General features: G+C 40.6%; 14 protein-coding genes and 1 riboswitch. Of the genes, 11 read left to right on the plus strand and 3 right to left on the minus strand.

Annotated features, from left to right (window positions below; translation table 11 throughout):
* Positions 1-156: 156 nt before the first annotated feature.
* A riboswitch (PreQ1 riboswitch) is annotated at positions 157-201 on the plus strand.
* A 112-nt stretch (positions 202-313) separates the two neighbouring features.
* From LJE09_RS15750 to LJE09_RS15780, 7 genes are all read left to right on the plus strand, one after another.
* Positions 314-1,303: a nucleoside hydrolase gene (locus LJE09_RS15750; RefSeq protein ID WP_025580476.1), complete on the plus strand. Its 990-nt coding sequence runs from the start codon at positions 314-316 to the stop codon at positions 1,301-1,303.
* Positions 1,300-1,857, plus strand: a complete 558-nt coding sequence (locus tag LJE09_RS15755) for an ECF transporter S component (protein WP_008706068.1) — start codon at positions 1,300-1,302, stop codon at positions 1,855-1,857. Before LJE09_RS15750 ends, LJE09_RS15755 begins: the two co-directional genes overlap by 4 nt.
* Positions 1,857-2,507, plus strand: a complete 651-nt coding sequence (locus LJE09_RS15760) for an SDR family NAD(P)-dependent oxidoreductase (protein ID WP_055153776.1) — start codon at positions 1,857-1,859, stop codon at positions 2,505-2,507. The genes LJE09_RS15755 and LJE09_RS15760 overlap by 1 nt, the downstream gene beginning before the upstream one ends.
* A 143-nt stretch (positions 2,508-2,650) precedes the next feature.
* Positions 2,651-4,009, plus strand: a complete 1,359-nt coding sequence (locus tag LJE09_RS15765; RefSeq protein WP_227311538.1) for a M20 family metallopeptidase — start codon at positions 2,651-2,653, stop codon at positions 4,007-4,009.
* Between the two features lie 39 nt (positions 4,010-4,048).
* The gene (locus LJE09_RS15770) at positions 4,049-4,603 is read left to right on the plus strand and encodes an alpha/beta hydrolase (protein ID WP_173700128.1); all 555 of its coding nucleotides are present in this window, start codon (positions 4,049-4,051) and stop codon (positions 4,601-4,603) included.
* Between the two features lie 154 nt (positions 4,604-4,757).
* Positions 4,758-5,381 carry a helix-turn-helix domain-containing protein gene (locus tag LJE09_RS15775; protein WP_022379881.1) on the plus strand — a complete coding sequence of 208 codons (624 nt, stop codon included), beginning with the start codon at positions 4,758-4,760 and terminating at the stop codon, positions 5,379-5,381.
* Positions 5,382-5,387: 6 nt separating this feature from the next.
* Positions 5,388-6,209 (plus strand): hypothetical protein, encoded by an 822-nt coding sequence (locus LJE09_RS15780; protein WP_118340439.1) that lies wholly within the window; start codon positions 5,388-5,390, stop codon positions 6,207-6,209.
* 106 nt (positions 6,210-6,315) lie between these two features.
* Here the strand turns inward: LJE09_RS15780 and LJE09_RS15785 are convergent, their stop codons facing one another.
* On the minus strand, positions 6,316-6,489 hold the full coding sequence (locus tag LJE09_RS15785; RefSeq protein ID WP_019160770.1) for a hypothetical protein: 174 nt from the start codon (positions 6,487-6,489) through the stop codon (positions 6,316-6,318).
* Between the two features lie 157 nt (positions 6,490-6,646).
* Between LJE09_RS15785 and LJE09_RS15790 the strand changes: the two genes are divergently transcribed.
* The 4 genes from LJE09_RS15790 to LJE09_RS15805 all read left to right on the plus strand — a co-directional run bounded on the left by LJE09_RS15790 (position 6,647) and on the right by LJE09_RS15805 (position 9,828).
* Positions 6,647-6,862, plus strand: coding sequence for a hypothetical protein (locus LJE09_RS15790; protein WP_173698135.1), 216 nt, complete (start codon positions 6,647-6,649; stop codon positions 6,860-6,862).
* The gene (locus LJE09_RS15795; RefSeq protein WP_227311539.1) at positions 6,862-7,761 is read left to right on the plus strand and encodes a hypothetical protein; all 900 of its coding nucleotides are present in this window, start codon (positions 6,862-6,864) and stop codon (positions 7,759-7,761) included. The genes LJE09_RS15790 and LJE09_RS15795 overlap by 1 nt, the downstream gene beginning before the upstream one ends.
* A 201-nt stretch (positions 7,762-7,962) precedes the next feature.
* On the plus strand, positions 7,963-8,292 hold the full coding sequence (locus LJE09_RS15800) for a PadR family transcriptional regulator (protein ID WP_019160773.1): 330 nt from the start codon (positions 7,963-7,965) through the stop codon (positions 8,290-8,292).
* 3 nt (positions 8,293-8,295) lie between these two features.
* Entirely contained in the window at positions 8,296-9,828 is a 1,533-nt protein-coding gene (locus tag LJE09_RS15805; RefSeq protein WP_173721874.1) for an FtsW/RodA/SpoVE family cell cycle protein, read from the plus strand.
* Positions 9,829-9,904: 76 nt separating this feature from the next.
* On the opposite strand, the gene LJE09_RS15810 is transcribed toward LJE09_RS15805, so the two are convergent.
* Together LJE09_RS15810 and LJE09_RS15815 are read right to left on the minus strand one after the other, a co-directional pair.
* Entirely contained in the window at positions 9,905-10,213 is a 309-nt protein-coding gene (locus LJE09_RS15810; RefSeq protein ID WP_227226662.1) for a hypothetical protein, read from the minus strand.
* A gap of 141 nt (positions 10,214-10,354) precedes the next feature.
* Entirely contained in the window at positions 10,355-11,290 is a 936-nt protein-coding gene (locus tag LJE09_RS15815) for a transposase (RefSeq protein ID WP_025580469.1), read from the minus strand.
* Positions 11,291-11,555 lie beyond the last annotated feature (265 nt).

The raw sequence follows: 11,555 nt of genomic DNA on the forward strand, positions 1-11,555 counted from the left end.
GAAGGGCAATTGAGCAGGAAGCTCCCACTTCAAAATCTGTAAGATTTAAGTGGCGGGAGCATGTCACGAGATTTCTGCTCTTAGAATATGCTGCAAATCTCAAATGGTGTATGCGCTAACTGTTGTCATGCATAAAAATATGTGTTAAAATAACCACCGAAACTGGTTCGAAACCCTCCCAGTATAAAAAACTAGGCAAAGTAAAAAATATTGCGGTCGCTTATGAGTTATCATAAGCGGTCTGTTTGCTGATGCTTTTGTTTATTGAGGGATAAACAAAAGTATTTTTTTTGCTTTGACAGAAAGGAATTAAATGAAAAAAAGAAAAGTAATTATTGATTGTGATCCGGGGATTGATGACAGTCTTGCGATTATGCTTGCACTGAAATCACCGGAGATCGAAGTGATCGGAATCACCATTGTGTGTGGAAATTCACCGGTGGAGATGGGATTTGGAAATGCAAAGAAAATCCTGAAGCAGATGAATCGTCTGGACGTTCCTGTGTACATTGGGGAAAGCACTCCCTTAAGGCGGGATTACGTGAATGCTCTGGACACTCATGGAGAAGACGGGCTTGGTGAAAGCTTTCTGCCGGAAGTAACCGGTTATCATCAGCAGATCAGTGCTGTGGATTTTCTTGCTGATGTATTGAAAAAAGAGAAAGTATCCATAATCGAACTGGCACCTATGACCAATCTTGCCAGACTGATCCAGAAGGATAAAGAAGCATTTTCCTGTATTGAGGAAATTGTTTCCATGGGCGGTAGCTTTAAAAGTCATGGAAACTGTTCACCTGTTGCAGAATACAATTACTGGTGTGACCCGGACGGCGCTTCCCTGGTATATGAGACACTCCATCAGAATGGCCAGAAAATCCATATGGTGGGGCTGGATGTGACGAGAAAGATTGTGCTCACGCCTGATCTGTTGGAGTATATGTGCCGTCTGAACAAAGAAACAGGGGAATTTGTAAAGAAGATTACGAAATTTTATTTTGATTTTCATTGGGAATGGGAGCATATCATTGGCTGTGTGATCAATGATCCCCTGGCAGTGGCATATTTTATCAATCCGGAACTCTGCAAAGGCTTTGATTCCTATGTACAGATTGAAACAGAGGGGATTTCTCTTGGACAGTCTGTTGTGGATTCTATGAATTTCTACCGGAAAGCATCAAATGCAAGGGTGCTGACTGAGGTAGATGTGTATGGATTCTTTCAGATGTTTCTTTCAAGGATCCTTGATCAGGAACCGGAAAAACTGGATATTTTACAAGACTTAATACGAGGGGATTTAAAATGAAAACTGAAAAAATAAGTGTACAGAAGATCTGTATGATCGCTTTTGCTATCTGCATTAATTTTGTGGGAGGACAGATTGCTTTATTTCTGAAACTTCCTATTTATCTGGACAGTATTGGAACTGTATTTGTGGCTGCTGTCCTGGGACCCTTTTATGGAATGCTGCCTAATCTGCTCAGCGGTCTGCTGATGGGAATGACTGTAGATATTTATTCCCTGTATTATGCTCCAGTAGGAATTCTTCTTGGTTTTGTGACAGGTCTTGTGTACAGAAAATTCCAGCCGAAAAAGTGGCAGATATTTCCGGCTGCTCTTGTGATCACACTTCCATCTACCATAATTAGTTCCTGTATTACGGCGTTTTTATTTGGAGGAATCACTTCTTCCGGATCCACCGTTCTTGTACAGCTTCTGGCAAAAACACCTCTTGGAATGGTAGGAAGCTGCTTTGTGGTTCAGTTTATCACAGACTACATTGACAGGGTTCTGTGTATTGCAGTAGCAGCAGTTCTTATTACAGCGCTGCGTAAAAGTATGAAGGAGAATTTTGCCTGATGAAAGTTCTGATCACAGGCACAGCATCCGGGATCGGGAAAGGCTGTGCAGAATTGTTCCTGAAAGAAAATCATGAAGTCTATGGATTTGATAAAAATATATCCTCGATCCAACATCCGAAATATACTCATTTCTGTCTGGATATCAGAGACAAAAGCTCTTATCCGGAAATCGGACAGGTAGATATTCTGATCAATAATGCAGGGGTTCAGAATGGCGATGATATTGATGTAAATCTGAAAGGGACGATTTCTGTTACAGAACATTACGGCATTCATCCCAATATTTATTCTGTTATTATGATTGGATCAGCAAGCGGGCATACAGGGTCTGAATTTCCGGAGTATGCGGCAAGCAAAGGAGGAGTCCTTGCCTACACGAAAAACGTGGCCATGAGGATAGCTCCTTATCAGGCCACATGCAACAGTCTGGATTTCGGCGGGGTTATGACTGAACTGAACCGGCCGGTGATGGAGGATGAAAAGCTCTGGGATCAGATTATGGAACTTACACCTCTGAAACGGTGGATGTCTGTGGAAGAGGCTGCAGAGTGGATTTACTTTATGGCGGTAAAAAACCGCTTCTGTACAGGTCAGAACATTCTCATTGATGGTCTGGAGGCCGGAAACTGCAATTTTATCTGGCCATAGAGTGGGTCTGAAAAACTGTGTCCTGAAAAATTATCTAAAAAATCATTCCTGGAATCTGCTGTTATTTTGTGCCTGAATATGATAAAATAGTGATAAAGATATTTCAAAGATAGAGAAAGTATTTAACTGGAGGCGCAAAAATTATGGATATTAAAGAACAGATTCATGGATTAACAGAGGAGATGCTTACCAATCTGGGAAGGCTGGTTGCCATTGATTCACAGCTTGGCACTCCCGCAGAGGATAAGCCCTTTGGAGAAGGTCCTGCCAAAGCACTGGAAGAAGGTCTTAAGATAGCACAGGAGCTTGGATTTAAAACAGTCAATCTGGACAATTACTGTGGTTATGCAGAGATGGGCGAGGGTGATGAGATTGTTGGTATCGCCGGACATCTGGATATTGTACCTGTAGGCGGCGACTGGAGTTATGATCCGTTTAAACTGACACGCGAGGGTGATTATGTTTATGGTCGTGGAACAACAGATGACAAGGGACCTGTTCTGGAAGCTCTTTATGCAATGAAGCTTCTTCGCGATTCAGGTGTGAAGCTGAACAAGAGAGTACGTCTCATTATGGGATGTAATGAGGAAACAGGTTCCAAATGTATGGAACATTATAATGAAGTGGCAGAAGAATTATCCTGCGGCTTTACCCCGGATGCCAGCTTCCCGTGTATCCATGGCGAAAAGGGACTTCTGCAGATGATGGCTTATTCCAAGAACACGAAAATCATCTCTGCAGATGGTGGTTTTGTTTTTAACGCAGTGTGTGATTCCTCCACAATAGTTGTTCCTGCCGAAGAGGGACTGAAGGAGAGACTGGAAGCTGTACTTGCAGAGACAAAGCTTCAGGAATATAAGGTAACAGAGGAAAATGGACAGATCAGTATTTATGCAAAGGGAGTTCCGGCACATGCCAGCACTCCGACTCTTGGCGTCAATGCAATAGGTGTTACTTTTGAATGTCTCGAGAAAGCAGGATTTAAGGACGATTTTGTGGAATTCTATAATACACATATCGGCACATCCTGCGATGGTGAAGGCATTGGACTGAAATTTGCAGATGAGTATGGCGAACTTACTCTTTGCAACGGTATGATCAAAACAGAGAATGATGTGATTTCCTGTACAATTGATATCAGAGTACCTGTAACATTGAAAGCAGATGAAGTCCGCAGGATGTGTGAGGGCAGACTTGAGGATGAGAATGGTCGTATAGAGATTCTGGGAATCGGTGATCCATTATTCTTCCCAAGAGAATCCCCACTTGTAAATGCTTTATACAAAGCTTACACAGATGTAACAGGAGATACAGAGAACAAACCGATGGTGATCGGTGGCGGCACTTATGCAAAATCTCTTAAAAATATCATTGCATTTGGACCTGAGAAACCGGGAATCGATTATCGTATCCACAGTGCAGATGAATTTATTCTCGTATCCGGTATGGAAGAGGCAGTTCTGGTTTATATGGAAGCAATCAAGAATCTTCTGGCAATCTGATGAAAAATGATAGAGCAGTTATTAAATGGAGAGCAGAACATGAAGGCAGCAGTATTTTTCCCTGGTATCGGGTATCATTGTGACAAGCCGCTTTTATATTATTCACGAAAGCTGGCGCAGGAATGTGGCTATGAAGAAACAATTGCATTAAGCTATAATTATGATGGCGGAAATATCCGGGGAAATGAAGAAAAAATGCAGCAGGCATTCGAAAGCCTTTATGAACAGGCAGAGAAAAGTCTTTCTGCCATTGACTTTGACAAATATGATGAAATATTATTTGTCGCAAAAAGCGTAGGCACGATCATAGCATCCGCATATGCAGAGAAACACAGCATCAGATGCCGGCAGATACTATACACACCATTGAAATACACCTACAATTTTGCTCACAGAGAAGCCATTGCCTTTATCGGAACTTCAGATCCATGGAGTATTGTTTCTGAAGTACAGGCTTTTTCTCAAAAACAGCAGGTGCCAATGTATACTTATGAAAATGCAAACCATTCACTGGAAACAACAGATACACTGGAAAACCTGAAAATTCTCCAGGATGTTATGGGGAAAACCAAGGGATTTTTGGAGCGGAAATAAGAAAAAGCATATAATCATATTGAGTAGATATGGGTGAAGAAGTGTCAAGAAACTATTTCTTGACACTTCTTTTTGCTCCATGCTATACTCAATTACACAAACTGTTATATGTGAAAGTGGTTTCCATAATGTTTTTTTAGGTGGTGATGTGAATATGAACTTTCAAGATCAGATACAGCAGATTTTTGGAACAACAGATATTCATGAACTGAAGCAGATATCCAGAGATGCCGACAATTACAGATGCTTGAATGCTGATATGAATAACAGCATTATTTCTGAAAAGAAAAAAAATACCGGAAGGAAAAATTCGTTTACAGAAGAACAGCTGGCACATATTTTGGCACTGCAGGACCGGGGAGAAAAAATTACAGATATTGCCAGACAGTATCACGTTTCCCGTCAGACGATTTACAGTCAGATAAAGCGAGCCTATAATTTTTCTGATGATCCGGATGTGAAAATGCGTATGAATTTCATGAATCATGATGATCTGTGTACAACGATAGATATTGATTTCAGGCATGAAAAAATTAAGATTAAAAACTATACAGATCAGATTATTTTCCGGGCATTTGGAGTTGTAACTGATCCGGATTGGGCTGATTTTGAATATTTTCTGGAAGAACGCTGTTTTCCCAGAACACGCGATCACAGGAAAGATATTCTGAGAGAGATGGGGCTTCCATTTTATGATCCGTTATTAATTATTGAAAAAACACAGGGGCGCATGTCAGATGATCATCAATGGATTATGATTCTAAAAAAGGAGGGCTGATCAAAAATGGAAATTCGCAATTTTGATGCATATTCTCCCTTGCATAAGAGCGGTCATACTTCCAAGGGAGATCAGCTCAAATGGAAAATTGATGACAGGTGGTATAAGGCTGATTATATGGGATATGAAGGTTTATCTGAAGTTCTTGTATCTGACCTTTTGCAGAAGAGTACCTGTCCTTTCCCTTTTGTTGAGTATGAAGCAGCTGTAATTGAGTATAATGGGAAAATATTTCAGGGCTGTTCCAGTTTGGATTTTCTGAAAGCAAATCAGGTTCTGATTCCGCTGGAAAAATTGTATCGTCGATATACAGGTGAAAGTCTGGCAGTAAAGCTCTCAGATTTTGCGGATGTTTCAGAACGCATTCAGTACCTGGTAACTCAGGTGGAAGAAATTACTAAAATAGATAATTTTGGAGCGTATCTGACTGCAATGCTGGAAATAGATGCGTTTTTCATGAATGAGGACAGACATACCAACAATATTGCGGTCATTTATAATGAAAAAACACAGAAATATGAACTGAGTCCTTTTTTTGATCAGGGACTTTGTATGTTTGCCGACATAAATCAGGATTATCCTATTGATCAGTCATTGGAATATTGTCTGGAAAAAATTGAGGCGAAGCCATTTAGCTCAGATTTTGATATACAGCTGGATGCAGCAGAAGAACTGTATGGCATTCAGATTGGTTTCCAATTTACCTTTAAAGATATTCAGATATACTTACAGAAGAATTCGGAAAATTATCCCAGGGAAGTAATAAGACGCGTGGAGCAGCTGTTAAGAAGACAGATGCGTAAGTATGGGTATCTGATGAAAAAATGATATTACAGAGAGAACGTGAAGTTACAGGCAGGTAAAGGATAAAAAAGTCACTTACCTGCCTTTTCTGGTAAATTTTTGTAACAGCTGTGAGTCGGAGACTGTCAAATCAGTCAATGATACTATACTGCATCATTTCATAATGTAATCTGCATCCTTCCGTAATCTCAAAGGGCAGAAGTGCCCGTGCTACGAGCTTCAGTTCTTCTTCAGGCAGATCCGTTCTGCGAAGATGTGCATAGTCACCGTCAATAGATTCTACAATATAATCACAAACTAACATAAAAATCCTCCACTTTATATTTTGCGTAACGCAATGATCATATCTATAGAATACCACAGAGGAAAAGGGTATCACAAGTGCCTTCAGATTATATAGACATAAAAAGAGGGCAGTGTTATAATTTTTCCTAAAGAAAATGCATATGGGAGGTATCACAATGTCTAAAGTTGTAAAGCTTTCATCCGTAATGGAACGGGAAGAAAAATTAAAGGAAATCTATGAAGGTCTGGAAGAAATAAAAGATCAGCTGACAGAACTGATCGATGAGTATGAAGAAGAGGAGACACACACAGGAAAAGCAGATGAACTGATCGAAGCCCTGGATGCTCTTGAGGATGCTTCGGAAACCATAGAGGATGTGCTGGAAAATTAATGAGGGAGAAAGCATATTTTCACCTGCCCGGGCTGTTTGAGTTTTATGAGCTGTACCGGATGTTCCTGCCTTTATTCCGGGAACACAGGGAATATTTTTACGACTGGTGTGAAATTGGCTCCATATATGGTGCTCCGGCAGACTGTATCTGGGGTGGAGGCAGGGCTGGCTTCGGAGAGAATGACCCGGAGGAGGTTCTTGAACTGATGCAGGAATATGGGATTTCTGCCCGACTGACTTTCAGCAATTCCCTGCTTCGTCAGGAGCACCTTTCAGACAGAAAATGCAATGCACTGTGCCGGTTGTTTGAGAGAAACAGAGAACCGCGAAACGGTGTGATCATTTATTCAGAACTGCTTTTGGAACATCTTAAGGAGCAGTATCCGGGACTCTATTTTGTTTCCTCCACTACCAAGGTTCTGACAGATTTTACACAGCTTGAGGAAGAAATCAGGAGAAAAGATTTCCATTATGTTGTGCCGGATTTCCGGCTAAACAAGGCTTTTGATAAGTTAAATACACTGTCTCAGGCTGAGAAGGACAAAGTAGAATTTCTCTGCAATGAATGCTGCTGGGCTGGATGCAGGGACAGAAAAGCCTGCTATGAAACGGTCAGCCGCAAGAATCTGGGTGAAAACTGCCCGGAGCATTACTGCAAGGCACCAGAAGGAGAGAGGGGATATCTTTTTTCAAAAGCTATGGAGAATCCGGGATTTATTGGAATCAATGATATCCGGGATATCTATCTGCCAATGGGATTTTCAAATTTTAAAATAGAAGGAAGAGGACTCGGAAGTGCTCTGCTACTGGAATTTCTGCTCTATTACATGACCAGACCGGAATACCAGATACATGTCAGAGAAAAAATCTATCTGGACAGTATGCTGGATCTGTTTTGAGAGATTTATACCACCGCATTGTGTTACTATATGACAATGCGGTGGTTTTTCTGTCCGAAAAAGTATGTAGATACCAGAACTCGGTTGCCATAGCAGTGAAGTTGTCAAAATTATTCCGGAAACAGTTGACATAGTATACAGGTTCCTTTATTATATAGATAACCGATATATAGACAATCTATACAATGGGAGGTGAATACTATGGCTATTGAAAAATCACTGGTTTCCGGGAGTATGACAATGCTTATACTGAAATTGCTATCAGAAAAGGATATGTATGGATATGAGATGATCGATACCCTGCGACAGAAATCTCAGAACGTGTTTGAACTGAAAGCAGGAACTCTGTATCCATTACTGCACAGTCTGGAGGATAAGGGATTTCTGACAGTATACGAACAGGAGGCAGCCGGAAAGACCAGAAAGTATTACAGCCTGACCAGACAGGGAAGGGGATTTCTGGAAAAGAAAGTTGAGGAATGGAAAGAGTATTCTGCAGCAGTGACCAACGTGCTTGTAATGGAGGTGTGATCTATGGACGAATATCTGAAAACATTACTGGAACAGATTCGCTGTAAAAAAGCGCGGCCTTATGTAAAACAGGAATTTCAGGATCATATAGAAGATCAGATCGAGGCAAATATGCAGGCAGGCATGGATCGTGAACAGGCAGAGAGGGAAGCTGTCCGGGATATGGGAGATCCTGTGGAAACAGGAATCTCTCTTGACAGTGTCCACAGGCCTCAGGTTGCATTGAAACTTCTGGGAATAATCGTTCTTATCAGCATTGCAGGCGTTTTGATACATGCAGGGATTGCCGGAAAAATCAGTGAGAACGCTGCGGCCGGTTCGGACAGATATGTGTTCCATGTTGTGATCGGACTTGCAGTTATGATGATTTTATATCTTCTGGATTACACTGTACTGGCAAGATCTTCGAAAATAATTGCTGTCATTTTACTGTTTTCCTGTCTGGTTACCTTGTTGGGTGGCTATCAGTTAAATGGGGCAAGATGCTTCATTGTACTGCCGGGAGGAAGAGGAATATCCATGCAGACTCTGATGCTGTTTTATGTTCCCATATATGGAGCAATTTTGTATAAATATCATGGATGGGGATATAAGGGCTTGATAAGAGCAATCATATGGATGTTTGCACCGGTTATATTGGTCTATGCCATGCCTGCGCTTATGACAGCTTGTGTGATGTTGGTATCTATGCTGGTTATGCTGACAATCGCAATTCAAAAGAACTGGTTTACTGTGAGAAAAAGGAGAGCCATCTGTGGAATCTGGGCTGGCTTTCTGGCTATGCCTGTGGCAGCTTTTCTGATCAGGTATCTGAGAAGCAGTCTGACAAAATATCAGATCGCACGTTTACAGGCTGTTTTTTCAGGTGGTGGAGAAGAGGATTATTTCACCGAAATGCTGCATTCATTCTGGCAGCAAAATAAATGGATAGGGAAAAGTGAATCAGATGTAATGGGAAATCTACCGGCCTTTAATGCGGATTATATTCTGACCTATCTGTCATCTGTATATGGAACAATTGCAGCCATATTTTTATGCTGTGTTCTGGCAGTTTTGATTTTTGCAGTTTTTAACACTGCCATGCGACAGAAGAATCAGCTTGGAATGATGATGGGATGTGGATGCGGAATCGTATTTCTTATAAACTTTTTCATAAATATCCTGGAAAATCTGGGTATATTTCCACAATCAGTAACATTTCTTCCCTTTTTATCAGCAGGAGGAAGCTGCATTATAGTTTCCTATGGACTGATGGGGATTGTGCTGAGTACATACAGATATAAAAATATCTATCCACGGCATCTGAAAATAGGTTTTAAATTTGATAAAACCAAAGCGAGAAAAGCCCTGTATGTCTCAAAAATGTCCATGTGCATATGGACAGGAGGCACTGTTGTTGTTATGTGCGTTGCCATATATTGGGATTTGTGTAAGAGTTATATGAATATTCCGTTTAAAATCGTAACCATTGTACTGACATTGCTTCTGGTTGGAAATATGAGAAAGATTGTGCAGCACAATGAAATGAACAGATAGAAAATGTAAGAAACTGTATTAAGAAAGATACCGCCATATTGATTGTGATAAGTCAATATGGCGGTACTTTTATCCATTAATTGTCAGGAGTGATTGTCTTGCGGTATTTTTCACGTTTATCTGCCGGAACTTCCAGGGCGTTCATTGCCTGGTCAATGGTCAGGTTCATATTTTTCATAAGTTTTTTGATGGAGTCGGTTTCTTTGAGTTCCATGCCCTCATCCATTAACATCTGTCCAAGTCTGGTCATGCGCATTACCTCCTTAATTTCGTCTAACTCAGTTCTGTCTAAGAACTTGTCAGCCAGTGTATACAACATCGCAGTTGTCTTTTCAGCATTCAGCTCAATATTGGGCTTTGCCAGACAAATTGCTTCTTTAAACATATCCTTGCGGCTCATTTTTCCGGACATCAATGGTGTCAGGGAAAGAGCAGCGTAATCATCTTCAGTAAAAGCTTCACCGTTATCCTGCTTCTGCTTTAATTATTAAGCTATAAATGAGCAAATTTGAAAAAATGCACAAAACTATCCTGCTAATTTCATAAACGCTTCAAAATCGACACAGGATTTTGCACATTGAAACAAATATTGATACTTTTCCTGCTGAATGGTACTGCGAATCAGTTGATATCCTTCCTGGAAAGACTGATATTGCCCAGTGCTTATAACACAGATATAATGTGCCATTGACATCAACAGCCAGTACCTCTGGATTCCTTTCGAGGAACGTATCTGATAGGTATCCAACGCCAGACGGGTTTTACATTGTCTGAAAAATACCCCTATTGTCCACCGGCACACATAATATTTTCGGTTTTTGACTGTCACAGGGTCAAATCCTTTCTCTGTTACCGATAATTCAGCAGCAAGTTCGCTGAGCTTCTTTTTCATTCCTGACGGGTACAGCAGGCGGTTTGTTTTTAAAGCTCCAATGGTATGGAACCCCTTCTGTACAAATGTGTTGATTATTTTTTCAGAAACATACCAGCAGTCACAAAGGAAATATGACATGACTGGAGGTTCTGGCAGTTCCTTTGCAATGTTCTGCACAATATCAATCTTGGAAATGGATTTATTGTACAGTACAAAAGCATAGTTCAGGACAATGCCATTGCACGAAAGCATAACAGCAACTGCCTGATGGTCATAATCCTGTTTTCTCTTTAAATGGGACTGGTGGAAATACGCATCTTCAATTGGATGCATAGCCTGTGACGAAGGCTTTGTCTTTGAAGCTATGGTATCATCCACAATACAGAAAACAGGTTTTCCGGTGCGCTGTGCTTCTGAATAAATAATTTCAACTACGGAGGATTTTAAAGTATTTTCAAGTAAGGTATCATCCCATTTCCCAGAATTGAGGAAATGTGCGATGGTAGTTCTGGGGCAGGAACTGTTTTGTGAAAAGTCGGTAGTCTTTCCGTGGTAACCTGAGATAAAGATACTGATCAGGATACTCATGAGATGACCGATCACTCTGTTCGAAAAAGATTTGCATAAATTTAATTTCTTAAGCTGGTTGTATATGAATGTAGAATAATGTATAGTATTTGTGAGAGGCACCTTCTTTCGTAAATGTTGCAATGTTTGTTTGGTCACTTTCATTATACAACACAAACGATTTAAGGTGTCTTTCTTTTTATGCAAAATCAATTTATAGTTATATTCTTGCTAGAGCGTGTCTGAAAAATAAAAATTGCACAAAACGCATGTTTTATTTCCCTTT

The sequence above is a fragment of the Blautia sp. DFI.3.45 genome (genome assembly GCF_020593505.1).
Taxonomy (GTDB): Bacteria; Bacillota; Clostridia; order Lachnospirales; family Lachnospiraceae; genus Blautia_A; species Blautia_A wexlerae.

Excerpts from the sequence above, each read along its gene's own strand:
- LJE09_RS15810 (WP_227226662.1), bottom strand. The coding sequence starts at position 10,213 with ATGTTTAAAGAAGCAATTTGTCTGGCAAAGCCCAATATTGAGCTGAAT.
- LJE09_RS15815 (WP_025580469.1), bottom strand. The coding sequence starts at position 11,290 with ATGAGTATCCTGATCAGTATCTTTATCTCAGGTTACCACGGAAAGACT.
- LJE09_RS15785 (WP_019160770.1), bottom strand. The coding sequence starts at position 6,489 with ATGTTAGTTTGTGATTATATTGTAGAATCTATTGACGGTGACTATGCA.
- LJE09_RS15770 (WP_173700128.1), top strand. The coding sequence starts at position 4,049 with ATGAAGGCAGCAGTATTTTTCCCTGGTATCGGGTATCATTGTGACAAG.
- LJE09_RS15775 (WP_022379881.1), top strand. The coding sequence starts at position 4,758 with ATGAACTTTCAAGATCAGATACAGCAGATTTTTGGAACAACAGATATT.
- LJE09_RS15765 (WP_227311538.1), top strand. The coding sequence starts at position 2,651 with ATGGATATTAAAGAACAGATTCATGGATTAACAGAGGAGATGCTTACC.
- LJE09_RS15805 (WP_173721874.1), top strand. The coding sequence starts at position 8,296 with ATGGACGAATATCTGAAAACATTACTGGAACAGATTCGCTGTAAAAAA.
- LJE09_RS15760 (WP_055153776.1), top strand. The coding sequence starts at position 1,857 with ATGAAAGTTCTGATCACAGGCACAGCATCCGGGATCGGGAAAGGCTGT.
- LJE09_RS15800 (WP_019160773.1), top strand. The coding sequence starts at position 7,963 with ATGGCTATTGAAAAATCACTGGTTTCCGGGAGTATGACAATGCTTATA.
- LJE09_RS15755 (WP_008706068.1), top strand. The coding sequence starts at position 1,300 with ATGAAAACTGAAAAAATAAGTGTACAGAAGATCTGTATGATCGCTTTT.
- LJE09_RS15790 (WP_173698135.1), top strand. The coding sequence starts at position 6,647 with ATGTCTAAAGTTGTAAAGCTTTCATCCGTAATGGAACGGGAAGAAAAA.
- LJE09_RS15750 (WP_025580476.1), top strand. The coding sequence starts at position 314 with ATGAAAAAAAGAAAAGTAATTATTGATTGTGATCCGGGGATTGATGAC.
- LJE09_RS15780 (WP_118340439.1), top strand. The coding sequence starts at position 5,388 with ATGGAAATTCGCAATTTTGATGCATATTCTCCCTTGCATAAGAGCGGT.
- LJE09_RS15795 (WP_227311539.1), top strand. The coding sequence starts at position 6,862 with ATGAGGGAGAAAGCATATTTTCACCTGCCCGGGCTGTTTGAGTTTTAT.